The organism is Sutcliffiella sp. NPDC057660 (genome assembly GCF_042800035.1).
Taxonomy (GTDB): domain Bacteria; phylum Bacillota; class Bacilli; order Bacillales; family Bacillaceae_I; genus Sutcliffiella_A.
Genome location: NZ_JBHVHV010000017.1, coordinates 46,561 through 71,065, shown reverse-complemented (window position 1 = coordinate 71,065; position 24,505 = coordinate 46,561). Strand labels below are relative to the sequence as shown.

The 24,505-nt window shown below is 35.6% G+C and carries 24 protein-coding genes; 7 read left to right on the top strand and 17 right to left on the bottom strand.

The window, feature by feature from the left end:
* Positions 1–14: 14 nt before the first annotated feature.
* The 9 genes from ACFVAD_RS18965 to ACFVAD_RS18925 all read right to left on the bottom strand — a co-directional run bounded on the left by ACFVAD_RS18965 (position 15) and on the right by ACFVAD_RS18925 (position 8,376).
* The gene (locus ACFVAD_RS18965) at positions 15–2,075 is read right to left on the bottom strand and encodes a VirB4 family type IV secretion system protein (RefSeq protein WP_386643698.1); all 2,061 of its coding nucleotides are present in this window, start codon (positions 2,073–2,075) and stop codon (positions 15–17) included.
* Positions 2,026–2,916: a hypothetical protein gene (locus ACFVAD_RS18960; RefSeq protein ID WP_386643695.1), complete on the bottom strand. Its 891-nt coding sequence runs from the start codon at positions 2,914–2,916 to the stop codon at positions 2,026–2,028. The genes ACFVAD_RS18965 and ACFVAD_RS18960 overlap by 50 nt, the downstream gene beginning before the upstream one ends.
* A gap of 4 nt (positions 2,917–2,920) precedes the next feature.
* The gene (locus ACFVAD_RS18955) at positions 2,921–3,253 is read right to left on the bottom strand and encodes a PrgI family protein (protein WP_386643692.1); all 333 of its coding nucleotides are present in this window, start codon (positions 3,251–3,253) and stop codon (positions 2,921–2,923) included.
* Between the two features lie 53 nt (positions 3,254–3,306).
* Positions 3,307–3,684 (bottom strand): hypothetical protein, encoded by a 378-nt coding sequence (locus ACFVAD_RS18950; protein WP_386643689.1) that lies wholly within the window; start codon positions 3,682–3,684, stop codon positions 3,307–3,309.
* A gap of 204 nt (positions 3,685–3,888) precedes the next feature.
* Positions 3,889–4,524, bottom strand: a complete 636-nt coding sequence (locus ACFVAD_RS18945; RefSeq protein ID WP_386643686.1) for a hypothetical protein — start codon at positions 4,522–4,524, stop codon at positions 3,889–3,891.
* A 312-nt stretch (positions 4,525–4,836) separates the two neighbouring features.
* Positions 4,837–6,123: a DUF3854 domain-containing protein gene (locus tag ACFVAD_RS18940; protein ID WP_386643683.1), complete on the bottom strand. Its 1,287-nt coding sequence runs from the start codon at positions 6,121–6,123 to the stop codon at positions 4,837–4,839.
* Positions 6,124–6,156: 33 nt separating this feature from the next.
* Complete coding sequence (locus tag ACFVAD_RS18935) at positions 6,157–6,489, bottom strand: DUF4258 domain-containing protein (RefSeq protein ID WP_386643680.1); 333 nt, start codon at positions 6,487–6,489, stop codon at positions 6,157–6,159.
* 161 nt (positions 6,490–6,650) lie between these two features.
* Positions 6,651–8,153, bottom strand: coding sequence for a hypothetical protein (locus tag ACFVAD_RS18930; RefSeq protein ID WP_386643677.1), 1,503 nt, complete (start codon positions 8,151–8,153; stop codon positions 6,651–6,653).
* Positions 8,122–8,376 carry a helix-turn-helix transcriptional regulator gene (locus tag ACFVAD_RS18925; RefSeq protein ID WP_386643674.1) on the bottom strand — a complete coding sequence of 85 codons (255 nt, stop codon included), beginning with the start codon at positions 8,374–8,376 and terminating at the stop codon, positions 8,122–8,124. Before ACFVAD_RS18925 ends, ACFVAD_RS18930 begins: the two co-directional genes overlap by 32 nt.
* A gap of 397 nt (positions 8,377–8,773) precedes the next feature.
* Between ACFVAD_RS18925 and ACFVAD_RS18920 the strand changes: the two genes are divergently transcribed.
* From ACFVAD_RS18920 to ACFVAD_RS18890, 7 genes are all read left to right on the top strand, one after another.
* On the top strand, positions 8,774–9,814 hold the full coding sequence (locus tag ACFVAD_RS18920; protein ID WP_386643671.1) for a Rad52/Rad22 family DNA repair protein: 1,041 nt from the start codon (positions 8,774–8,776) through the stop codon (positions 9,812–9,814).
* A 72-nt stretch (positions 9,815–9,886) separates the two neighbouring features.
* Positions 9,887–11,002 (top strand): DNA polymerase III subunit beta, encoded by a 1,116-nt coding sequence (dnaN, locus tag ACFVAD_RS18915; RefSeq protein ID WP_386643668.1) that lies wholly within the window; start codon positions 9,887–9,889, stop codon positions 11,000–11,002.
* A gap of 51 nt (positions 11,003–11,053) precedes the next feature.
* Entirely contained in the window at positions 11,054–11,398 is a 345-nt protein-coding gene (locus tag ACFVAD_RS18910) for a hypothetical protein (RefSeq protein ID WP_386643665.1), read from the top strand.
* 16 nt (positions 11,399–11,414) lie between these two features.
* Positions 11,415–11,933 (top strand): hypothetical protein, encoded by a 519-nt coding sequence (locus tag ACFVAD_RS18905; protein WP_386643662.1) that lies wholly within the window; start codon positions 11,415–11,417, stop codon positions 11,931–11,933.
* Entirely contained in the window at positions 11,930–12,628 is a 699-nt protein-coding gene (locus ACFVAD_RS18900; RefSeq protein ID WP_386643660.1) for a hypothetical protein, read from the top strand. Before ACFVAD_RS18905 ends, ACFVAD_RS18900 begins: the two co-directional genes overlap by 4 nt.
* Before the next feature lie 2 nt (positions 12,629–12,630).
* Positions 12,631–13,623 carry a hypothetical protein gene (locus ACFVAD_RS18895; RefSeq protein ID WP_386643657.1) on the top strand — a complete coding sequence of 331 codons (993 nt, stop codon included), beginning with the start codon at positions 12,631–12,633 and terminating at the stop codon, positions 13,621–13,623.
* A complete protein-coding gene (locus ACFVAD_RS18890) occupies positions 13,616–14,500 on the top strand; it encodes a ThiF family adenylyltransferase (RefSeq protein ID WP_386643654.1) in 885 nt (294 codons plus the stop codon). Before ACFVAD_RS18895 ends, ACFVAD_RS18890 begins: the two co-directional genes overlap by 8 nt.
* A 16-nt stretch (positions 14,501–14,516) precedes the next feature.
* Here the strand turns inward: ACFVAD_RS18890 and ACFVAD_RS18885 are convergent, their stop codons facing one another.
* The 8 genes from ACFVAD_RS18885 to ACFVAD_RS18850 all read right to left on the bottom strand — a co-directional run bounded on the left by ACFVAD_RS18885 (position 14,517) and on the right by ACFVAD_RS18850 (position 24,154).
* A complete protein-coding gene (locus ACFVAD_RS18885) occupies positions 14,517–15,383 on the bottom strand; it encodes a hypothetical protein (protein WP_386643651.1) in 867 nt (288 codons plus the stop codon).
* Positions 15,364–16,086, bottom strand: coding sequence for a hypothetical protein (locus tag ACFVAD_RS18880; protein WP_386643648.1), 723 nt, complete (start codon positions 16,084–16,086; stop codon positions 15,364–15,366). Before ACFVAD_RS18880 ends, ACFVAD_RS18885 begins: the two co-directional genes overlap by 20 nt.
* Positions 16,067–16,666 carry a hypothetical protein gene (locus ACFVAD_RS18875; RefSeq protein ID WP_386643645.1) on the bottom strand — a complete coding sequence of 200 codons (600 nt, stop codon included), beginning with the start codon at positions 16,664–16,666 and terminating at the stop codon, positions 16,067–16,069. The genes ACFVAD_RS18880 and ACFVAD_RS18875 overlap by 20 nt, the downstream gene beginning before the upstream one ends.
* Before the next feature lie 126 nt (positions 16,667–16,792).
* A complete protein-coding gene (locus tag ACFVAD_RS18870; protein ID WP_386643642.1) occupies positions 16,793–17,650 on the bottom strand; it encodes a tyrosine-type recombinase/integrase in 858 nt (285 codons plus the stop codon).
* Between the two features lie 433 nt (positions 17,651–18,083).
* On the bottom strand, positions 18,084–19,703 hold the full coding sequence (locus ACFVAD_RS18865) for a hypothetical protein (protein WP_386643639.1): 1,620 nt from the start codon (positions 19,701–19,703) through the stop codon (positions 18,084–18,086).
* Between the two features lie 962 nt (positions 19,704–20,665).
* On the bottom strand, positions 20,666–21,700 hold the full coding sequence (locus ACFVAD_RS18860; RefSeq protein WP_386643637.1) for a hypothetical protein: 1,035 nt from the start codon (positions 21,698–21,700) through the stop codon (positions 20,666–20,668).
* Between the two features lie 567 nt (positions 21,701–22,267).
* On the bottom strand, positions 22,268–23,722 hold the full coding sequence (locus ACFVAD_RS18855) for a cell division protein FtsZ (RefSeq protein ID WP_386643634.1): 1,455 nt from the start codon (positions 23,720–23,722) through the stop codon (positions 22,268–22,270).
* On the bottom strand, positions 23,723–24,154 hold the full coding sequence (locus tag ACFVAD_RS18850; RefSeq protein ID WP_386643631.1) for a hypothetical protein: 432 nt from the start codon (positions 24,152–24,154) through the stop codon (positions 23,723–23,725).
* Positions 24,155–24,505: the final 351 nt, after the last annotated feature.

Here is a 24,505-nt window from a genome sequence, read left to right as displayed (position 1 = left end):
ACCCCCATTCTGTTTTACATTTGTCTTTGCTTTCTCTTTTTAACTAACAGTTCATCTAGAACCGCCGAATTCGATTCTACAAACGCTAATTCATCTTCACTAGGATCCGTTCTTAACCAGGTAGATGATTTCCCGTATCTTAAAATCCCCTCACCTTTGTCAGGATTGGCAAACAAAATACCTAGTTCCCCATTTGATAAGTCAAAGTTTTCTTTAATACTCTTTAAATCGATTTTGTTCTGTTTTAAGAAAAAGAAAGAATAGGTGTTTTGAAGTATCCCCCGGGCCTTGCTATTTTCTAAAAATCGTACAAAATCCTGTGATGCTAAACGTAAACCACAGTTTCTTTTTCTTGCCCGTCGAGCAACTTTCTCCAAAAATGACACGGTTTGGTCGGAGTCTAATAGTGTCCACGCTTCATCCGCTAGTACAATTTTTTTCTTTGCAGCATTATCAACATTTTTAACAAAGTATTCCCAGACATAGTTTAGAATAACGTGATAAGCAATTGGTCTCAGAAACCCTTCTTCCATTCCACTAATATTGAAGTTTACTAATCTAGCATTATGTAAGGCTTGGGTTATATTTTTCCCTAGATATGTCTGCCCATCAAAAATAGGTTTAGAGCCATCTCTCAGGAACGGGCGGATTGCCGCTATGAGCCTTTCTGCTTTTGTCTCATTTCCGTATTTTTCTAATAGAATTTTGTAAATATCTGATACTGTTGGTTCCGGCTTTCTTGCTCGAGACTGGAAGATTTGTCCTTCTACTTCTTTAACGCTATTTTCATAGAGAGACGATGGATGAGTTGTAAAACCGAATTTGTCATAAATTAAATACATCGTCTCTTCTAAATAATTTCGCTCAAAAACAGTTAAGCCGCCTTCTTCACCATTTTTACCTCGGCAGATAATATCAAAGAAACCTAGAGCTTCATTTAGTTTTTCTCTTAGTGGAACGAAGGAGACATACTTTTTCCCATCCTTCTCGATAATTTCTTTTTCATCGCCATCTTCAAGTAATTCCAGTTCTTCATCGTCTTCCTCTAAGGGAATATTCGTTACATTTAATGCAAGAGGATTGATTCTTATATCGGATTCTTCTGAAATGTTAAGGTTAACCCCGCCTAGCCTCTTAACGATTCTAACGAACTCACCCTCTACATCTATTAACCTTGTATAAACTCCCATTGCAGTAGTTTCACGTGATAATAGGAGCTTAATCCCTAAAGACTTTCCGCTACCGGAAGTACCACTCACAAACATATTGTAATTATCTGGACGATTCTCTTTTGTTCCGAACGCATTATAAAATTCCTTTTGACCGGTGATTTTATTCATCCCGATTGGAATACCACCATTAAAACGGCCACTACCACTTATAAAAGGAGTAAAAGTACTCAATGCTCTTCGGTCAATATTTCGTAATGAATCAGGGATCTCATTGATTCCTAGCGGTAATACCGAACGAAATCCCTTTTTAACACGACTCCAGGTTGATGCTACCTTAAAGAACATGGCACTTAGTTCGTCTTCCACGTATTCACTGTAATTATTTAGCTCTTTTTCGCTTTGAGCATATAAGTTCCCGACAACTCCAACATGGTACGAATCATTTTCTGAGAATTGCGTTTCGGCCATTAGCTGCTCGGTGTCAAAAATTTTCGTTTGCAAATCATTTACTTGATCGATATTTCCTCTTTTAGTTTGGAAATTCAAGTTGGATTTTAACATCGTAATTTGCTTCTGTAACATTTGAATAGCATCGGATTTAGGGATTTTATGGATATCAATCATGACATCACATTCACCACTTGAAGTAAGTGTATAAAGCCAATTTGTCTGTAATTTTCGGGGGTAACCATCCCTTGGGATGTAAAAAGGTCGGAAATAAGTCTTTGTTCCAAGAGACTGTTTAATCACACCAAAATCATAATCTTCTTGTCTAATGGCCATACCTTCTGGTGCTATTACATCCCAGAAATCCCCCTTCATATCCATTTGACTTGAGATTGCTTCTCCGGATTTAACTTGCTTCTCTTTCTTGTTCTGTTTCTTCACTTTTTTCATTTTCAATTCGCTCCTTTATAGTCTCGATTCGACTGTCATCCTGATCGGCAGTAACATATAGAGAAAGTTGCTCCTGAATGGCGACATCTTTATATTTGTTTTTAATAGCTTTCCTTCTGTTAAACGCGTAATAGAGTAATTCACCTAAATCTTCATTTGTTAGAAGTTCTAAATCCATTCCTGCTTTTCTAAGGGCGCCTTTTGCAGTATTAAATCTTCGGTAAAGTTCAGCAAAAGCTTTTTCTAGGATTTTCCCTTCTAATTCTTCGTTACTATCTGCTTTAGTATCACTTGTATCTATCTTGTATTGGAACACTAGGAATCTTTTTGTTTCGTATCTCGGTGAGACTGCTTGCCAAGTCATTAGATCTTCAATCAAAGATTTTCCGTATTCATATGCGTTGGAATCCAAGTTTTCTGCTTCTGCCATATTTTTCTTCATTTCTGCAATTGGTTCACTTAAGTCAATGTATCTATTTTGTAAGTAGCATTTAACATCATAGTTAATTTGCGCCAGCCAAGTTTCAAACGTAATATCTATTCCTTCCTGTTCATCTTGACTTAAAAGGAAATAGTTTACCGGTTCCACTTCAGCAATTAAAACAAACTGATTATTTATTTTCCTAAACATGTGATCTTGAATTACCACAACGTCACTAAATAATTCTCGGAAAGTTATAGAATCATCCATATCTGTAGATGTCTTTTTTCTACCTTTGTTTGAAGAGCTGACTTGATTAACTGATTGTTTTTTCTGTTTCCCAGGAATGATAGGTTCCTTAAGCATGATTCTTGAAAATACATAAAGTCCTACCATGATTCCTGCCATGATTAAAATATCAAACATAAAATTACCTTCCTTTTCTCCAATTTCCTAATTGCGTTCGATATTGTGCTTTTACAAGAAAATATTTATCTAGATTCATATGATATTTCTCCACTTTATATAAGGCTAAGAAGATGGCTGCTGCTGCGGTAGGGGCCGCCGCTATCATACATAAAATGATGGAGACGAGAACATTAGATGTTAACTTAAAAACAAACGGAGTGTACATATAAATGATAGAACCACCAATAATAAAATAGATGAGTTGTCGTTTAGAGATGATTCCAAGTATTTCTTTTTGTTCTGAACTCATATCTACCGGTACTGTAGCTTTCCTCACGTTTTTACCTTCTTTCATTAAAATAAATCCCCTCTAAGAGTAGAGGGGAACGAGTAATTTCTTGCTTCGTTTTAAAACTGTATAAATGCAGTACCTAGGCCCGCAACCCATCCAGCTATATCGTAAGCCTTAATTATGATAAAAGCCCCGACTGCCACAAGAGCAAGTTTCATAAAGCCTTCAGTTCTTTTTTGAGGATTCCCACCGCTACCAGCAAGTGTCATACCGCCCCAAATCAAACAGATAATGATCCAAAAACCACCGATGGCCATAATGAAATATACGAACTTGTTTAAGTCTTCGAATACCCCTGAATCTTCAAAGTCGCCATTTGGATTAATTCCAGCTCGACTAAGTGCATCATTTACACTTGCAGATGCTTCAGGTGCAAATGCTAAGATCGTGAGAAAACATGTCATGGCCAATAGAATAAGAGCTTTACCTTTCATTACTATGTACACCTCCATTTTTTAGGGAACAAAAAAAACCCCACTTGGCATACGAATAAAGAAATGCAGGTATCTGCATCCTTCATATGCTAAGTGGGGTCTTCCCATTTTTAATTAAGTTGTTGTTGTAAACACAGATTTATCATAACTAATTACAATGGGAAAATCAACATGTTTTTGTAAAATATAACTAAATCAGAAGACTTATTTTTTCCTTGATTCCAAGAAATGATCCACTGTCTTTTTAAAGGTATCCTCTGCATTCTTCCTTACTTCTTCCATCAAGTAAGAGATTAAGTGCATAAAAGAAACTTCCTCCCGGTATGGGTTGTTCTTATTAATATATCGGACTACCTCTTTTAATTCTTTAATACGAGTTTCATCTAGTTGCTGTTCCATGCTCTCCTCCACTAATTCATTTACAATCTCCACATCTTTACATGCTGCATAAAGCAAGAAGCCTGTGGCACTTGATACGCTAGTGTCAAGTGCATAGGCTAAGTGGTAGAGCCTTTCATGAAAATTTTGGTGAAATCTAGTTGTAATTCTCTTTTTTGGCCCCTTTATCGCTTTCGCTCCCAAAAATACCTTATTCTCTAAATCGCCTTTATATAAGGTGGAGCGGTGCCAATAGGAACGTTGAAAGAATTCGGAAATATAGTCTATGACATTGCTTTTATCAATCCCTATTTTACATAAATGCTCCCCAACATCCTTAACTGGCATTCTTGTAATATAGGAAACTCTGTCTATAGTATGGTAGAGCTTTATAGAAATAGTCGGGCGAACATCTATCTTCTTATCCGACCTGACCTTCCTCTCTCTTAGTACTTCCCTCAAATAAATCTCCCCTTTTCTTCATCCTTATCTTTAGGACACTGTCTTTGTGTTCTAGTCTTGTTTTTATCTATATGAGAGGGGTGGGGGATTTATTCGAGTATAAAATTTGAGAATTTTGGAGAGATTAATAGGTAAATATTGAAAATGGGAAGGTGTATAAAATGAGCGGTAAAGTAAAGAATAGTGCGGAGAATGATTTAGCGAAAAAGTGTTTGGATCATGCTAAAAAGTTTGGACTTCCAGTAAAAAAGAAGAGTAGTAAATAAAAAAGAGTGGCGGTTTATAACCTCCACTCTTCCCATTTTTATTCAACTAGAAAAGTCTTTTGATGTTAGGAAGAATCGTCTTTTTTAATAACAGATCGTCTATCCCAGGTGCCTCTTCCTTTTCTGACCATATAACAAGGTTTCCTTTAAAACCTCTTTCTTTTAACTCTTTGGCCGCTTCCATCAAATGCTTCTTCACATAAGGATTGGATATGGCATCCATATCAAAGCAGATGTTCACTTGTTCTACTCCCATTTCTTCTAATATGGGAATAGCCAATCTCCACGAGCCTACACCAGGTAAGCTTAAAATGGTGGTCCCGATATCCTCATGTTCTAATTCATCATATAGTTCCAGAATTAAGTCGGCAGCAATATCACCCTTTAAAGGTCCTTCTCCTAACCAGGCGGTACGTGTCTTCAGTGCATGACCTGACTGCCAATTCGTTAATTGAGAGGTTGGAACGGAAATGTGAACGGGAGCGGGATTACCTGGGCCAGTTCCGTTTTGTTTATTGGCACTGCTTAACCAGAAATAACGCTTCCCCTTCTTAAGTTTCACCCAACCAATTAACTTTTCCTCATAATGAATAGCTGTTTCTTTATTTAGTTCTAGGGTAATTTCTTGAATAATCTCCCCGTCATACAATACTTGAACCAAATTGGGCTGTTCCAGCACTCTTGCTTTTATCCCTTCTTTGATACGTTTTATTTCCACGTCGTTAGGTGGATTATCTACCCTCATTTGAAAACCTTCAATTTCATTTTTGGTATTACGAAACGGAATTAGAATTCCCTCAGACCCATTAATCGACCAATATTCACCGTATTTTCCTTTTGCTTTATAAAAGCCAGGTATCCCAGTAAAATCACTTATACCAGTTTGTTCTTCGACTTGACGAACAATTTCCCATGGCTTTGAAGGGAAAGAACGGTATTCACGAATGTGAACTTGCTGATCGGTGAGTCCTCTTTTGCTTGAAGTAAGATGCTCATAGTGACTTTCCTCTAAGGTTGTACAATCAATAAGAGCGCGATAAACCCTATTCAAAATGGAACTCTCTAGTTTTTCATTTTGTTCATAATCTGTTGTATCCGCTACATCCAGTTTTCTCTTTTTCTTCCCTTTGAGGAAATGCAACCAGGATGGACAAGCGCTATTTTTCGAGAAAGCGATTTTACTTTCTTTCCTAATACAAGCTACCGCTTCCCCCTCTTTGTTAATCATACAACCGCCTGCATGATTACAGATTGGACATGGTTCACGGTAATACTCAAACCATCCTGGCACTCTTGTTTTCCTTAAGGTGTAGGTTTTGTAATTTACAGGCATGAAATCTCTCCACTCTTTCCAAAAGGTTTTTTATTAAATAGTCTCTTTAAACCGCTTTTTATCAATCGGGGGCATGACCGTGACCACTGAAAATTCTCTCTTGCTTTCTTCTGAAATAACAACCACGATTGGATTTGCAAAAGCGTCCTTTCCTTCTATAACATAAGTAGGACAGACCTTTTGAACTTGATGATTATAACCATGTTGAATTTCAGTGATAGAGCCGTTGCAAATGCAGGAAATAATGTCCTTTTTTGTGTATCCTCTCTTAATGAGCCTCCCTTTAGTGTGAATACCAATACGAATAAAGCTTAGCCCGCTCATTAAGTACTTTTTAATTTCTCTCATTTTTTGTACATGAATCAACTTACTCACCACCTTCCTAGATAAAAAAAACGGCCAATGGCAAATAGTTTGGTAGAAAACAGGGAAGTTTTCTAAAACTAGATCCATAGACCGTTTTTGTTGTGTAGTTATACTGCTAACCAAAATGGTTGCTAAAAAAAATTAAATGCAATAAAGATTACCTAAATAATACCATGCTTCTTTTTCCCTTGCAACGCCTTCTGTAAGCTAGTAAGACTATTTATCAGGAAGTTCCGCTTGTTGTTATTATGAACAAAATCACTCCCTACAAGGTGCTTTGTAAGGTCCTCAAAAGGTACGAGCAAGCTTTCAAGAACCTCTTTGTTCTCGGTAATTGGTTTACTTTCGTATGAATTTCTCTGCAGGACTTCATGTAAAGGAGGCAGAGAAGCAAGCAGCGGAAGTTCTAACTTTTCAGCTAGTATTTTTTCCTGACTGAAGCTATATTTTTTGTTGAAAATCAAAGATACATTCAAATTGTTTTCCTCTGCTATCTGATGAATATATTTCTTCCATGCTACATTTTGATGAAATGAGTCATCTCCTATCACCCATAGTTCATCTAAATGTTCTAAGGTGTGCAAGGTGAAATCCTCCATTTTTCCTGTCGGCAGATCCACGAGTACGATATCAAAATATTTTACGCTGTTAATGTAGTGGTACAACCGGTGATAATCCCATTCTAAATGAATGTCTCTATCGTCTAATGGAAACCATAGCACACTTTTATAGGACCACATGATATGATCCGAATTTAGACCATTTGTATGTAAAGCTCTTGCATAAGATGTCCAGTGTTCGGGTTCAGGGTTATACCGCTTAAGAAAATTTTTAAGCAGCTGGTTCTCATTCAGCCCCTCTATGACACAGCACTGAAACTTCTGTGAACCTAAATACAGGGCATAATTTAATATAAAGGTGGTTACCCCTGCTCGGTGGAGCGGGGCCCATACGCCAATGGTCTTATTATTGTCCAGGGAGGTACGGTGAAATGTTTTCTTTCTTATTTCGCGCGCTCTTAATGCTACTTCATCTTCGAGTTCGGAACCTTCTTGCTTTACCTGGTGCACGATAGATTCTGTATCTGTATCTGTATCGTTATTCGGCGTAAGGTTTACTTTATCTCTCTGCTCTTCTTCAACTAAGGAAGGTGCAATTTTTTTAGTGTCCACGGACGGCTTTACCGTAGTGGTATTTTCTTTATCCTGCTTCTTGCTTGCTTTATCCTTTTCGGACTCTGAACCATTATCAGAATGGAAAATGTTGGTTGGCTTTCGATCCTGCTTTCTAGGCTCACTCTTATTCTGAGAATTCGTAACGGATTTATAGTTAGAAAGGTTTTCGATAAAAAGCCATCCAGCGAACTCCTGAATATTTGCTACTCTATGAGCGTTTTCTTCAGGCGGGAACTGTTTTCCTCCATCAGCAATGAGGACTACCACACCCTCCCTCCCCTTTAAAGGAGTTACCAAGGGCTCCTTTTCAATTACATACAAATCAAAGTCCTTATTTATAAGGTTATAGAATTCCTTTTCAGAAGAAGTTATTTCAATAGAAAACTCTACTTTATAACCTTCATCTAAGTCTTTCAATTTTTCAAATGAATCTATAACCCTTTTACTATCTACAGGGTTATCTAAATAGACAAGTGCTGTTTTCCGCATGTATGATATGCTCCATTTCTACACGTTTTAAGTAGTCATCCACCTTCTTTTTCAACTTTCTCGAAAAGGGCTGCCTATAGTTTTCTACCGCCACTAGATAATTAGTGCTGATTCCAACCATCTTTGCAAATTCATACTGTTTTAATCCAAGTCTCTTTCTTAATACCATAAGTTTTTCCACATCACTAGCAAACTCAATCTCTTCTAATCTATGAGGTAACAAAAACACCACTCCTCCGTTTTGTATTTTGTATGTAAAGTATCCAGTAAACGCAAAAAAGCTCACACTTCTCCTAGGAGAGGTATGAGCAGTAATTGCTTAAGGTTATTATTATTTTTTTAATCATACCATAATATTTTTAAACATTGAACTGACACCAGAAAATATTGTTTTACTTTACATATTTTTTGGTATAATGGAAACATATTCATTTAACTTTTTGCATTTTTTGCGACTTTTTAGTCAGCGGTATATTTATTTAACAATACATTAGAAGCCTTTGGGCTGTTTGATCCGTACTTTTTCGAGTATGTTACCAAACAATCCAGGGGCTTTTTTGTGTTTGTCGCAAGAAAAGTAGTTCTATGAATATAAAAAACCTTAAGAAGGAGTGTATCACATGACAGAAAAGCAAGGATTAAATTGTACGGAGGGGCCACTTCTATCAATCTATGAAGTAACTGAAAAATTGAAGGAGCCCTTTTCCGCTCAAGACATTGAATGGCGAGTACAAAGAAGTTTCAAAAACAATAATTCTATGAAAGCAATCGTGGTCCCATACGTCCAAAACCGAGCAATCATGCAACGTTTAGATGATATCTTTGGTCCTTTCGGTTGGGAAAATGATTTTAAAGAGATTCATTCCGGAGTATTATGCGGAATTTCTATTTGGGTTAATGGTCAAAAAATCACGAAATGGGATGGCGCGGATCTAACAAACATAGAAGCTACTAAAGGTGCAATCAGTGGTTCTATGAAAAGAGCAGCTGTTCAATTTGGGATTGGCCGTTATTTGTATAACCTAACAGAAGTTTGGGTTGATGTTTATTCCATTCGTTCTAATCAAAAAGATGAAAACTACATCAATGATAAGAAGAACAACGTAACGGGATATTGGAAAAATCCTCAACTTCCTGCATGGGCACTACCTGGTGGAAAAGACCATTCAGTTGAAGGGAATCAAAGTTATAATCATGGGAATCAGTCCCGTTCGACTTCCTCATCTGGTCAAAACAAAGGACAGAAAACCAACAACAATCAAACATCAAATGGAAAGAACAATTCAACAGGTCCTAAACCATTTGATCCCAAGCAAGCTTTGCGAGCAATTTACGACCAAGAGAACATTATTGGATTGCCTAATGAAATGAAGTTACCTCTTTTTAAAAAGGCTAACCAGAATACAAAGACACCAGCCATAATTAATGGTACAGAAAAAGAACTCCAAAATTATTTTGGTGTATTGAAACCTGTAGCGGCATTAGTGTCTAGTGCGAAACTTTATAACCTTAATCCAGAGCAATTACTGAATTACTGTCAAATTGTTCTGAAAGTGCAGCTTAAGGATATTCCAAGCTTATTCTTTAAGGTTAAAAAAGAGGATGTAGAACAAATTATTGCGATGATTCGCCAAGAAGCACAAGGGCAAAGAACCGCTTAAAGAGACAAAGCATGTATTAGCAATTTTATTGCTACTGCATGCTTTTTTTATAAAAAATTAGGAGGAGTTAATATGAAATTTTCTATTAAACGCGACTTATTGATGGAAGGATTAAACAGGGTTATAAAGGTTGTTAATCAGAAGCACAGCATTCCTATCTTACAAGGAATTCTCTTTGAGCTTACAGCCGATAAACTTACCATTACTGGATCTGATTCTACAGAGACCATTCGACATATTATTGATGCAGATGGAGATGGTTTACTAATCGAAAGCGAAGGAAATATGGTCTTTCCGAAGAACATCGTTGAAATTACGAAGAAACTTAATAAAGAGATTGCATTTTCCCAAGATGGCTATAATGCAACCATTATTAGCGGAAAGTCGGAATTTCAAATTATCACACTGGATGCGGAGGAATATCCTAAATTCCAGAGCTTTGATTTAAACTCCCCTACTGTGACCTACAAAGGTCCAGAATTTCGCGATTTGGTTCGGAAAACAGCTTTTTCAGCTGCTGATTCTGAAATTAGACCGATATTAACCGGTGTTTGTATCGAAGTTGTCCAGGAAGATTGTACCTTGGTTTGTACAGATTCTCACCGGCTATCCAAAATATCTAAACGAGCAAAGGTTAATCAGGACTTTAAGGTGGTAGTTCCAGCTAGGAGCCTTGAAACCGCAAGTAAGATATTTTCCGATAGTGATGTGGATATGTACTTGTCACCCCAACAACTCTTGCTAAGAAACGGTTCAACTTTGTATCTTTCCAGACTTTTAGATGGGAACTACCCGGATACAAGCAGGTTGATTCCTACTGATTACCAAAACAAATTGACCATCGACCGTAAGGAATTCATTGATGGCTTAGAGATGCTTAAAGGGTTGTCCTTATCAGCAGATGATAACAAGGGCGGGATTGTGAAGCTTCATATTAACGGAGCAGCTAATCTATCGACCAACCAAACGCAAAGAGGGAAAGGAAAAGTTGATGTTCCTTACACTTCTTATGAAGGAGAAGAAGATTTCACCATCTCCTTTAGCATTAAATATGCACAAGAAGCGCTAAAGAGCATTGACAAGGAGAAGGTTGATATTTTCTTTCAAGGTCAATTACGTCCTTTCGTTATTCAACCGACCGAAGTAACGGAGGAATTACAACTTATCTTACCAGTGAGAACAGTGTAATCATTTAAAAGAAGGGATCCCCCTTCTTTTTTGTATAGGAGTGAGAGGAAGTTGAAATTAAACTTTGAAACATTTGCGAATGAACTTAAACCATTTGAAGTGAAAGAGAAAAAAAATCAGAAGGATTACTCAAAGATGATTAAGGTTATTCATTATCTTTGGACACATACTCCTACCGCAGAGATAGATTTTGATTCTTTTTCAGTAGAGGATGTGAGTGATGCTATGGACGAAATGGAAAATTTGCCTTTTATCTGGGATGAAGGACACGAAAGTTTCATTTGTGATCCTTATAATAAATTGGTGATGTATGAACATGTAACAAATGTAATTTACGCTTTAGTAGATTCACAAGAGAAACGATACGTGATAGAGGAAGAAGATATTTTCCTCTAATAAAGGAGAGAGAATAATGGAAATGGATGTCTATGATTTCGATAGCTACAATATGTCCCTTAGTAACATATGGATGCTTAAGTTGTTTCATGACTGCGGAGTAAATGTTAGTGGTTATTCATCTCCAATGGTACATGTTAACTATGACTCTAATAATGGGTTTGACATTCTATTAGAAGGCCTTCAAGAGATTTTTGGAGAAGTGAACCATTATGGTTATGACGAAATAAATTCAGAAGATTTTATCAAAAGATATGGATCACGCGACAAAGATGATATTCCGGACTCCATTCTAATTATCCATGATCCGGTGTTTAGCAAAGTTTTTCCTGGTCATAGAGAAAGTATGGAAAATTATATTTCGGAGTTAGAAGCAAAAACATTACATTCTCATGACGTTGCCGTAGAAATCTTAAAAGACAATTCAGGTATAGAATTTGTTTTTGGATTTGCAGGTAGTAATTTTCACGAACTGGTCCTGCTTTTGTTGAAACTTCGAGAGTATTCAATTATCGAAGGAGGAACAGGATCATGAAGTTCACAGTATCAATAGACTCAGAGAAATTGCGTAACCTAACAGATTTTGTCCAAGTTGTACAGGTAGATAATGGCCGTACTTCAGAATACGAAATGAGTTTAGACAACTTCTTAAAAATTGTCGCCAAATCTAGTGAAGCTGGCCAAGAAAGCCCATGGCTACCGAGGAACTGTATTAAATACGTTTCTAGAGGATTCGGCTATGAAGTGTATTTGGATATCCCTAAACAACAATGGGAAATCGAATATGCGAACACAAAGTTGAAGGTCGGATTCCCAAGACTAGTATTTCAGTATTCACTAAGAAGTTGCACTTCAGACAAAAAGAGTTTTTATCAAGTGGAACTTAAAAAAATATTCGCTGTTAAGGGTAACAAGAAAATCAGAGAGAATACCATGCTTTATAAATTTCCGTATTCTAATGTTTATGACGATGGGTCAGTATGCATGGGCACGAATGCGTTTCCTAATATCACTTGCATAAGTGATTTAGAATCGTTGCATTCTCTTTTCATACATTCCCCTTTTACAGGCGACTATGGTGCAAAAACAACATTAAAGAAGAAATTATGGGAACTGTTCACAGAGATATTCAATGAAAAAGACTTTGATGATAATGTACTTATTCCAATGGATAAGACATTGGGCATGTTGTTAGGTCTAGAAACTATAAAAAACAGTGAGGAGAATTAATAATGACTAATGTAATGCAAACAGATATTTTTTCTGTATTCGGAATTGAGGATGAGGTAGCGATTAAAAAGCAAAAAGAGGAAGAAGAAAAAAAGAAAAGGCAGGAAGAAATGGCGAAACGCTTAGAAGAAGCTAAGAAGAGCAATGAAAATGTGCCTGCTTCCGCTTTGAAAACACCTGCCAAGAAAGATGAATCTCAACCATTTGAAGTAAACTTTGAAACGTTTATTCGTCACCTGGGAGATAATATTGCAATTACCGAGTATTTTTCTACAGAAGAATTGGAAAACGGTATTGCTACTGCAAAAAAAGGTACAGAGGAAGTGAAATACCACAAGATCACTGGTGAAGATGTCAGAAAGAGAATGGAAAAGGATTATCCTGATCTTGTTGCTGCGTATACTGAAATGGCCTATATAAAGAAAAATAATATGGTTATTCCAGTACCAAAAGCAAAAAAGAAAGGATTATCTGATATTCATTGTACGAAAGAACTCTCTAACGAGAGTTCTTTTGTTGTTCAAAAGATACCGTTCGCCATTCTACGGGACTTTATCTCACTTTCAAAAGAATATTCGGATAAATATGGTGTTGAGTTACATGGAGATATCTATCTAAATTTATCAACGAGGGAATTTTTTTTGGATATTCCAGGACAAATGGCCAGCCCCTATCTTGTAGAGCCTGTAGAAGATGCTTTGTCGTTTGCGATGCGGATGATGGACATTCCATTTAAAAAAGTAATGGAAATCCATTCTCACCATACAATGAGTGCCATCCCCTCTTCCATAGATAATGAGAGTGAGCGGCAAAGTGGAATTTTGTATGCCATTGTTGGCAAAGTAAATAAACTTTTCCCAGAGATCACATTGAGAATTTTTGAGCAATCTTCTGAGTCACATATAAATATAGAACCTACTTCTATATTTGAGAGCCCGTTTGAACTAACTGCAAGCTATGATACTAGTATGGTGGAGGTTTTGTGGTATGACTAAGGTTATTGACTTACTCCGACCTAATTCCGATTACTATCCTTACAATAGGAAGACGCTCTACCCAGTAATCGTACAGCTGGGAGTTGGGGGGACGGGATCCAACGTTGCTCAACAATTAACCCAAATGCTGATGATGTACGGAAAAAACAGCATCTACTGTTTGGCCGATTTTGACACCATTGAAAAGAAAAACATAGGAAATCAGTTGTTTGTTGAATCGAATATTGGTAAAAAAAAGGCGGATATTTTGGCAAAGCGCTATAGTCATGCTTACGGTATCCAAATTCATTCCTATACGAAAGGATATGTAGAGGATGTTGATACATTAAAAAGCCTTTTTAATACCGATTACATCAATTACACTGGCAGTGAAGTGAGAGTCCTTCCAATCCTATTAGGATGCGTGGACAACAACTATACAAGAAAAATCTGTCACCAGTTGTTTGAAAAAGTTCCTAATCTATTATACATAGATAGTGGGAACGAGCATGCTGTAGTCCCTTCTGATTTTCGTACACGACCTAAAGAGGAATGGACGGAAGATGAAGTCAGAGCATACCATGAAAGTGGATGGACTGGCCAAGTATGTGCGGGTTTAAAAATCGGTGGTAAAGTCATTTTAGAGCCGGTAGCATCTAGGTATACAGAGATTTTAGAAGATAATGATGAAATAAAGCCTTCTCTTCTTAGTTGTGAAGAGTTAAGTGCTTCAGACCCTCAAAGGTTAATGACAAACAAGATGGCTGCCCTAGCAATGTGTTCCTATCTTTCGGAGTTATTTGAATGTGGAACTATTTCTAAGAGCCTGACTGTCTTTCATGCCAGCAAAGGGTTTATGAAGAGTGAACCATTACATGAAGATACCCCATCCTTTTAGGACGGGGTATCTTTTTTTATTTGCTATCTTGTACTAATTGAAAAGACTCTTCTACAATTGAAACGTTTATTAACATATCAGAAAACTCGATGTTATTTCTCGTAGATAGTATGGTTGAGAGAAGTCTTGCAGCGTTCATAATTTCTGATTCAGCCATTTGCTTCGATATTTGGATATTTAATATGTATCCGTTTATTTCTTCTTCAGGCGTTACTACATGAAGCGCTGTGACCTCCCCAATCTTCCTGCTATTATTTAGTGTACTCCACCATTGAATGTCCCAGGACTCAATCTGAGGGGTTTTAGTCTTAAGAATAATATAAGCTTGAGGAGAAATGAAATTATAGTCATAGCCGTCTCCTAACCAGCATTGATTCTGGGCTGAGGTATTTTCTTCTAGCTTATTTCTTTCATCAATAAGAGCTTGTCTTGCTCCTAAGCAGGTGATATCGTAAATGACTTGGTTCAATAAATCAAATACGTCTTCAAATTTTGTAATCATCCACAAGACGAAATTTTGAGTGATACTTGTTCTAATAATATCTTTTAATTTCCCCTTAAAACCTTCATTAAGCATCCCAGGTACTTCGTTTGTTAAATATCCAATAGGTTGTGTTAAAAATTCCGGTTGTATCACTGTTTCATTATCATTTATGATTTCTAACATCAAGTAGTATCCTTGATAGAACTGACTTTTTGTTACTTCTTCGAAGACTTTTTCAAATTCTGAATGGTATTCTTCTTTTAGAATATGTAAGAATTTTTGAGAATAAAAATAAATATATCCCATAAATTCGTCTCTAAAGTCTTTATTCCTTTCAAAGTGGGTCTGTAAGCACTCTGATGCTACCTTGGTTAACTTTTTATTCATCGTTTCTTGCATTTGAATCCTCCCCTAAGTCTTCATCATTATCCACTTCAATTTTGTCTTCTACTTTTTCATATGGAGGAGATGGTCGATCCCCTTCGAGTTTCCAGAAACCATCTTCTTTCTTAATTGAAATAATGTAGTATGCTTCAGCTCCGTTTCTGGTGGTATCTTTCCTGTAGAAATAGCCGCTACTTTTACCTTTATTAAGAATAACCTCTGTAATCTCATATTCCGCAGGGATGTGTTCGGTTCTTTCCCTTAACAGACCTTGTACATTTTTGAATAAGAGAATTGCTTCTTCCTCTTTTGCTAAAACATCATTTCTATAGTACCGAGATCCGTGTACATTTAAGAAAGAATAATATTCTTCTGGAGACCATTTAAAAGTGAAAAAGTTAAACATAGCAGCTGCAATTGAACGAGCGAATTCGGTTTCATCAGTGGTATTTTCTAAAAGGATGGGCGTATCCATTTTATTTAGAACATGTAAGCTTTCTTTGTCCATATTCGCTACTACTTCTTCTGGAGACTTCTCCATTTTTTTATAGGACTCCATCATTTCTTGTTTTTTCTCTTCGTTTTCATTATGTTGGGTTATTATTTCTTGTTGGGAATCTTTAACCCTATCAATTTCTGACATCATCTGCTCATTACAACCAACAAGGCTTCCGCTAATAAGGACTACTAGTGCTGTTCTATACCATTTCATATACATTTGTTTTCCTCACTAAATTTTTGGCACCATGGATGATTTGTCTTTTTTCCTGTTCATTTAAGTATCCTGCTAGCTCTACGCATTCTGACAAGCTTAAATCTAGCTGCAGGACATTGATTAGAAGTTTAGGTATATCTAATATTTTTAAAGAGTTACTACTTGGAATTGTTAAAACCCCTAAATTCTGCTGTATCAGGTAGCCTAATGATCGGATGAAATCGGATGAATTAGTTGACGGGATTGCTATTGATTCAAGTTGTCTTTTCCCAAAGACGATGATCAGTAGTAGTAAGGATTGTTTAGACATATATTTAGAATTGAGGACCTTTTGTATATTTCCTGTACTGTAGCTGAAAATATCTAGATTTTTATCCACTTCATGTATCAAACATTCTTTTTTCTTTCTATTCAGCTGAACAACGGAACTTAGATTGTGTGTATCTATAAATTGAGATAAATAGTGCTCCTTAGATGCTTGGTATGAAAAGTGAAGTTTATTTCCATGTAGATCTGAGTGAACCTCTCCATTCCCTAGAAGCGCTGCCATTGTTAAATTCTCTAAAGGATCAAAGTAATGCAATTATATTAACCTCCTCTTTAAAAAACAAAAAGCCCCAGCCGTATAGCAAATAGAAATAGGCATTCCTATTTTCGCTAAACAACTGGGGTCTTCCCATCTTTTAATTTAATTACCTAAATTATACTATTAGGTTCCATATCTTTCAATCGCTAATTTACTTAGTTCCGCTGCTCTCATCTTTTCAATTCCGAATTCCTCTGCAATTTGATCAATCATGTAGTGTTGATTGGTTCTCAAATAGTATGCGTAAGCTATTCTAATGTCGTCTAATTTAAAGCGTCTAGGAAGTTCATAATCGTTCCGGATGTTTTTTAAGTAGGTGTACATGCTATCTATCTCAATAGGGACAAATTCATTAGTTTGCTGTCGTTTCGTAGTGAAAACGTAATCGCCAGGATTAAACTGACAATCAGTAAAAAATGCATCAAAGATTTCTGCATCTTTTCCAGAAAGGTTTACAACTCTATTCTTATTATTTCTAGTCTCTATTTTAATTTGAATAATGCCATTAGCAGCATATGTTACATCTTTTTTGGTGAAATGAAATTCAGAAAACCTTAGACCTTTTAGAGCTAAAACGAATATAGACTTTGTAATGAGGTTATATCTGTTATCGTTTATTATTTGTGGTCGTATTTCTAATAATCGATTATACTCTATATCCTTTGGTCCAGGATCATTGTTTTTAAGTCTCCTTATTTTAACCGCTGGATCTATTGGCAGTTTTCCTACTTTCCAAAGGTAGTCAAAGAATGTTTTTAGTATGGCGATATGTTTATTGATGGTGTGAATACTGTTAGCCTCTATAACCTTGGAATTTATAAATCCTTTTATGTCAGAGGGATTTATTTCATGTAACTCCTTATTTCTTTTGTAAGTAGCTGTTAAATAAGCAAAGAACGATTCAACAGTGGAAGTATAAGAAACCATTGTCGGTTCTTTATAGCCTTGTTCAGTTAAATATTTACGAAAATCATATGGCATGCTTTATCCCTCCAAAGGATTATGTACTTGCTTATACTTATTTAACTGATAGTACAACTTCTAAAAAGAAACTATTAATAAAGATCTATCTATTAGAATCTAGTCAGATCAGTTTCTATAAGTGTTTTTTCTATCATACTCGTAAAAAAATAAGAGTAAAATGGTTAGAACATTAAAATCGCAACCCCACTGTATGTACGCTAGAAGAATAATAGGAACTTTTTTAACAATATTTTCTGGCTGCTAGAGTGCAATTAATGGCACTGCAATTAACCATATTATACCATAATGAGCCTTGGTTATTAAAAATTATCCCCATTATATTCACTAATTTCACATAATTAACAGTATCAACATTAATATTACTGCTTTTTTACGAGTTTATCTAAAGAGAAAGAAAGGATTGCAACAACCCTTTTTTAAGAAATTTGCACTAATTTTGTAACAACTTGGATGTGGTTAAGCTAAAACGCATCTTTTCATATTCTCCAAGCAGTAATTTTTCGAGCTTAAATCCATATGGAGGTTTAGGTGATACTCTCTTTCTTTCTAAGGAACCAATTTGTCTCATCATGATAGACGGAAGTGTTAAGGCATCTTCCTTTGTAGTGTGCTTAATAATTTTTCCAATATATTCAAACTCTAACTTTTCATAAGCTGCTGGACTTATTTTAAATTGTTCTGCTTTCTGTCGGACCAGATCAATACCAGGTATCCAATCTAAGTCAGGATTCGTAGTGTATTGAGGTGTAGAAAACTCTGAAGAGTAATAAGAGACCAATTTTTTATAGCCGGCTCTGCATACCGCTCTAAACTCTCTCATATTAAGGTGTGACATATGATTAATAAAAGTGAATGTACGTTCTTCTCTTTTAACAGCTGTCTCTTGGCCATATACCAAGTAGTCATAAATATCTTCTTCTCTTAGCACCCTCTTGAAATCCATTTCTTTCTTATGCCTAATGGATCTTTCTACAAAAGTTTCTAAGTTGTATGGAAGGCGCTTAGTTTCTTTCCATAACTCTGATACTTCCTTAATTGCATGTCTAACGGCATTTCTAGATTGGTCTTTTAAAATATAGACAAGATTTCTAAATAAATTCCCATTATATCTTCCTTTTAATAAGGCAGAGGACAATTCTCCAATTCCTTCTTGAGACATTTCCTTTTCAATGAAATTTGCTTGGCGAGTGTAGGTTTCCTCTGGTTGCAGCGGAAACCGATAATTTATTTTTGGTTGTTTATATAATACTAGATTTGGATTAATTATTAGGTTTGCTCTTACATAACAATTCCCCTTTTTCTCAAACAAAGGAACTGATAGAGGTCGACAAAATGTGGTTTCTTCACCAGATACCTTAGTCTTCAGTAATTCAATAACTACTTTTTTTACATCACTGTTTTGCTTTTTTAAAAGTAATGTTTGGAGATCCGTCTTATAAACGGGTTGCTCCTGCTCCAATTTTGTTTCGAAAAAATTATATGAGCGGTATTGTTTTGTGCTTCTACAAAGTTGCAATAAATATAATTTCCATGAAGATACAGACATGCTTAAAAATCCATCTCCAAAAACAAATGGATGGATTACAATAAATCTATTGAGGACAGGCCGCTTCCCATCTTCGGACTTCTCCTTATTTATGTAATGATTAATAGTGATTGTTACTCTGTTTGTGTATTCATTCTTTTTCTTGCTGATTAAAGTTAATTTGTCGAACTTCTCCAATGAGGTATAAAATTCCTGGAAAGAAAGCGGAAAGAGTTTCTTCACTCTTTCGGTATATAAACGATGAACGGTGATTTCAGATAATACTCCTGAAGCATTACAACTAATGAACAGACTTAGAGCAGTTAGTATGTCTGCTTTTGTTATATGATGAAGGAGCCTGTCCCTAGAGATTAAGGAGGCTAAGAACTTCTCTCTTTTGTTAAATTGTTTTTCTACATTAAACATTTCATATAAAAAGTCTACAGACATAATTATCCCATTGACGCTATCTTTGTTGAACGAAAGTTCTTTACTTATTGCAGGTACTTCCTTTACACTCTCCACTTATTAACCCTCCTTCTTCTTTCAAGGACATTCCTTCGGTACAAATGTACCCAAGGAAAAGAGGGTTTCCAAAAGAAAAGGCAGCTAAGCGATTTTAGCCGTCTGCCGTGGATTTTCAAGAAAAAATACAAAAAAACGCACTGATTTTTCTAAAAATCTGCACACTTATCCCACCAGGGACCAGATCAAGAATAAACCACCACGTTTTTCTCTATATTTATATATACTTATTGCTAATTCTCTTTATATTTGTTAAAATTACTTTTGAATTCAAACGTTTTTGTGGTGGTAGTTCTGATAGAATAATGTGCTTCGGGCATAGGATCTATTGGAACTCTTTTTTTGTCCTTTTATTGATTTTGCTACTATATTTGGGTATAGCAAAAACAGTGTCTAAAATCATAAATAATTACTCTACATGTAGTCTTGCATTCTACTTCGAATAGGCAGAATCGTCCCATAGCGATAGAAAGCATAGTAAAGTATCTATTTATATTTTTAGCCACTAACTTAATCCCAACTCAATGGTAGCACAAGAGGAAAAAGTTTGTAAATATTTTTTTTAAATAGTCGAAATTTAGCGAGGAATTATTTCTTGATAACCTTTTAGGAAAGTGGTATATTACTTATACAACCTTATAAAATATTTAAGAACAGTGACAACACTATTCTTAATCCCAAACAAATAGCCTTCAGCTTCTAGCTGGGGGCTTTTTGCTTGCTCATTTTTATTGCATAAAAAAACCGCCGATTTAATCGACGGATCATTAAGAGTAGTTATATATAGTTAAGAGGATGCCATTTACTAGACCAACAACTATTACACCAAGCATTATTCTATCAACTTTTTTAATATTTTCTTTCTTCATGGCCAGAAACATGAAACCACCCCGTTCAATCATTCTAGTTTAGAAGATTATAACATTAAAAGAAATAAATGTAAATAAGCAATAATCATATGTTTATCTTTCGGTTATATCTATCATTGTTTTAAAGGTACTATCCTCCGGATCGAGCGCATCGAGTAGATTCGTGCTCTTGGATTCGAGTTTGTTGACTAATGGACCAAACTTTTCCTTTGCTTCTTTTTCTTCCAAATAAACCTTTTCTTTAATCTTCTCCAGCTGTTCCCTCTTTTTCTTAAGCTCTTCATATTTCTCTTCAATACTTTCAGGCATGGAGCCCTTAAGGTTGTTGTAGACAGTTTCAGCTGTTTCTTTGTATAAAGCATCCACATCTAACGGATCCGCACTCTTCCCTCCAAAGAGTTTACTCCATAAGCTTTCTTTTGGTCTATTTTGATCTATACGTTTTAATACCTCTTTAGAGATAGATGGAGCTGCAGCGGACTGGGTATGAAGCTGATTTGTCCATTCAATAATCTCGATTTTCTCTATGACTTCTGAGATATCCTTTTCCCATACCTCTCTTCTTCTAGTCGCATCTGTTATCTTATCTAACCACTCCTTCTTTTGTTGATTAATCTGATTGAGAATGAATAGTTTTTGTAAATTCTCCAATTTATCGTTAAGGTCTTCAAACTCTTCTGCAATACCAGGCTCCTGAGAAGGCATGGTATTGGGATTTATCGTGTTTGATTGATTATAAGGCTTGTATGAGCTTGTGTAAGACTCTACTTTAGTCCCCACAATATTGGCTATATCTAGTGGAGCTTTCCCATGCTCCACCAAAAGGAATATCATTTTAAATTTAAATAGGATTTTATAATCCATTCTAAGTTGCGTCCCAATACGTGGAATTGCAAGATAAACATTCAAATCGTTTCTTTTGATGTAATTTCTAAGTAGATAGTCTCTACCATCAAGCTCTAGTAAATTTGTAGCCTCTCTAGTCGAATAAGATACTTCTGTATGTATATTGTTATAAAAATCACCGCTGAAAAGTTGCTCTTTTAAATCCATCCGTAGAATAGTTTTATATAATGGGTCATCGCTAAACTTTTCCTCTAATAACTCTCTAAGATCGGGAGTCTTCATTGCTACACCACCTCAAATATTGCTATCTGTCTAAATATTACTCTTAAAAACCTTTGAATTCAATCATTTAGAGGGCGATTTGAGTAAAATCAGAGCGATTATCGGAAATGATTTTGAAAAATCATGATTTATATTCCAATCAATTGTATATAATTACTAATTATTATTTATGATTGATTAATAATTAAAGATAAATATATAATGAGCGGTCAAGGTCAATAAAAATACCGTGATTATTCTTGATAAAATACTACCAACTAGTGATTTGTTGGCGTTGTTGTGTGATTTTCTTTGATTGCATAATAATTTCGGATGATTTTCTTTGATTTTTTAAAATCATATTCGATATTTCGTGTGATTTTGTTATGGGGGTAGTATCTTCGCTTTAATGTAGGAGTTTAAGGTCTTTCATTAATAAAATATTTGATATTGCTTTTTATGAGAAGAGACTTTCAGTTTTCTTAGAAGAATAGAGGGTAGTAGTCCTTTTGTCTTTGAAAATGCTTAACCAGGGGGAGTCTCAATTAAACAAAAAACCTAGAGCGTTATTTGCTCTAGGCTTGGTTATTATTCTTCTATATCTGAAAAGTCAAGGCTATCTATATCTAACTCTTCTTCGGAGTCGGTTACCGGTTCTTCGTCAGGACTGTCTAATGAGATACCAAAATCGGAGAGGTCAATGTCCATGCTGTCAAATTCATCTTCTTCACTTGTAGCTGCTATAGATGCAATCGCAGAATTTTTGAAAATAAACTGTTGCTGTCTTGCTCTGAATTCCTCGTACTCAGTTACTAATCCCTTAGCAAGCCTAGAGGGAAGGGCTTCTGTTTTATAGAAAGTATAAGCGCTAACCTGGTAGTCATTGTTGCCAACAAGATATCCAGAAAAGACAGTTCCGTTAATAGGAAGCTGTTCTACTAGTGCCTTTTTAGAAGAATCAATAAACGAGCTGCTGAACGGCTTATCCTTAGCTAATACCGCTAATAACCCAACATGGTGTACTTTAGAAGCTTGTTTATTTCCATTTTCGTCTTCTTCAATGAGTTGTATAGAGTCGTGAAGGTAGCTAGAACCAATGGATTCCATGAACATTTCTTTAATACTATGTTCATTAGTTACTTCTTTTACATTTTTCTCTATCTTATTCAATACTAGACAACCGTTATGTTCAAGCACAAGGCGTTTAAAGTCTGCTTTATCAAATGTAACAGAAGTACCACCACCACTAGTTGCGGTATTTATTTCATGAATAATATCCCTAATTTGAAGGTTTGCGTAGTCTCTATAGTTATCTATTTTCAGACCGGATTTAACACTTTCGGTTAATGATTCAAATTCATCAGAGAATTTCTGATTATCCGGGAAAATTACAAAGGAGATACCCTTTGATTTATCTCTGGCCAGCTTCCAGATCCGTTGACTAAACTCATTTACTTGCCTAAGAACGTCAGGACCATCATCACGAACAGGGATAGATGCAACAACACCAATTTTAACAGTTCTGTTTTCAGCATTCTTCATAGCTCGAACCATATACCTCTTAAGGTTTTGCTTAAATTCTTTAGGATCAGTTTCTTTTTGCAGCTTCAATAGTTCTTCCTTAATGATAGGCTTGTTATGATAATCATTAAACTCTTCAATAGCTTTGATTATTGTTGATGTACCTGTTCCTCCACCTAGGCCAGCGAAAAACAAAACCAATTCGTCGGAAGGGCGAACCCGCTCTGTGATAAATGTCTTTAGTTTCTCTTTTACCTCTTGTTTTTCTTCGATTATTTTTATTGCCTTTTCTGGGTTTTTACCAAGTCCTCCTAAGTTTAAAGAGACCATGTTGCTCTTTGAAATATGTTGAAGGCCCTCAAGATCCCCGTCATTACTGTTTAATGCAAGGCAGTTATATACGGGTGTTCCGTCTTTCTTTTTCAGCTTAGCAAATAAATCTACCATTCTATTACCAGCTTGGCCAAATCCAACCATTGTCATATCAATTGCCGGTGCATTACTTGTAAATTTACTCATCATTTATTGAACACTCCTTGTATTAGATTGTTTTGAACGTTTTAGCAGTTCTTCAAGCACTTGAACGCCTCTTCTTGTTAAAAAGATAAATTTGTAAGGTTTAATAGACTTATAGTGTAGTAGAGACATGTCTAATAATTTGTCTACAATATTTTCTGCTGTTTTTCTATGTATATTCGTGGTCGTAGTGTTATAAGTATAGTTTTTGCCTTTTCCAGACCGGGTTTTTCTTTCGAGCTTTACATTTTCCACTATTTCACTAATGGTGACACCACTAAATGAATGCTCTTCGTTTTTTTGCTTCTGCAAGGCTTTCCCTATAAAGAAACAAACTTTCTTTGCAGCTTCATCACTTTCGATAATATCAGCAAACATAATAGCCACATCTGGAGGAAAAGAAAGCTCACGATATTTCGCTTGCAGTGATTCGTTCAACCTGATACCTCCCTTTTTATATTTTACTATATATTACCTTATATAAGACTCTGCTACAAGACTCTATATTATTTTTCACAAAATAAATATCAAATTTATAGTCGTTTAACCCTGGTATAACAACGTTTACTTATAGATACCAATATTAGACTCTATTCTAAGAGATTAATCTGTATTTCATTTTTTTTTCATTGTGAAATTGGTCATTTTGGGTGATTTTACTGCCAATATGCAAAAAAAGCGCCTATATAATCCTCTTTTCACATGAATCTTTACAAATAATTTTTGTTAGAGTGTTAATATAGAGTCTACACTTAAACCTATTCACACCATAAGGTTAAATGAATTCCC

Excerpts from the sequence above, each read along its gene's own strand:
- ACFVAD_RS18930 (WP_386643677.1), bottom strand. The coding sequence starts at position 8,153 with ATGCGGAAAACAGCACTTGTCTATTTAGATAACCCTGTAGATAGTAAA.
- ACFVAD_RS18955 (WP_386643692.1), bottom strand. The coding sequence starts at position 3,253 with ATGAAAGAAGGTAAAAACGTGAGGAAAGCTACAGTACCGGTAGATATG.
- ACFVAD_RS18895 (WP_386643657.1), top strand. The coding sequence starts at position 12,631 with ATGACTAATGTAATGCAAACAGATATTTTTTCTGTATTCGGAATTGAG.
- ACFVAD_RS18905 (WP_386643662.1), top strand. The coding sequence starts at position 11,415 with ATGGAAATGGATGTCTATGATTTCGATAGCTACAATATGTCCCTTAGT.
- ACFVAD_RS18860 (WP_386643637.1), bottom strand. The coding sequence starts at position 21,700 with ATGAAGACTCCCGATCTTAGAGAGTTATTAGAGGAAAAGTTTAGCGAT.
- ACFVAD_RS18940 (WP_386643683.1), bottom strand. The coding sequence starts at position 6,123 with ATGCCTGTAAATTACAAAACCTACACCTTAAGGAAAACAAGAGTGCCA.
- ACFVAD_RS18950 (WP_386643689.1), bottom strand. The coding sequence starts at position 3,684 with ATGAAAGGTAAAGCTCTTATTCTATTGGCCATGACATGTTTTCTCACG.
- ACFVAD_RS18885 (WP_386643651.1), bottom strand. The coding sequence starts at position 15,383 with ATGCAAGAAACGATGAATAAAAAGTTAACCAAGGTAGCATCAGAGTGC.
- ACFVAD_RS18855 (WP_386643634.1), bottom strand. The coding sequence starts at position 23,722 with ATGATGAGTAAATTTACAAGTAATGCACCGGCAATTGATATGACAATG.
- ACFVAD_RS18920 (WP_386643671.1), top strand. The coding sequence starts at position 8,774 with ATGACAGAAAAGCAAGGATTAAATTGTACGGAGGGGCCACTTCTATCA.
- ACFVAD_RS18960 (WP_386643695.1), bottom strand. The coding sequence starts at position 2,916 with ATGTTTGATATTTTAATCATGGCAGGAATCATGGTAGGACTTTATGTA.
- ACFVAD_RS18890 (WP_386643654.1), top strand. The coding sequence starts at position 13,616 with ATGACTAAGGTTATTGACTTACTCCGACCTAATTCCGATTACTATCCT.
- dnaN (WP_386643668.1), top strand. The coding sequence starts at position 9,887 with ATGAAATTTTCTATTAAACGCGACTTATTGATGGAAGGATTAAACAGG.
- ACFVAD_RS18880 (WP_386643648.1), bottom strand. The coding sequence starts at position 16,086 with ATGTATATGAAATGGTATAGAACAGCACTAGTAGTCCTTATTAGCGGA.
- ACFVAD_RS18870 (WP_386643642.1), bottom strand. The coding sequence starts at position 17,650 with ATGCCATATGATTTTCGTAAATATTTAACTGAACAAGGCTATAAAGAA.
- ACFVAD_RS18900 (WP_386643660.1), top strand. The coding sequence starts at position 11,930 with ATGAAGTTCACAGTATCAATAGACTCAGAGAAATTGCGTAACCTAACA.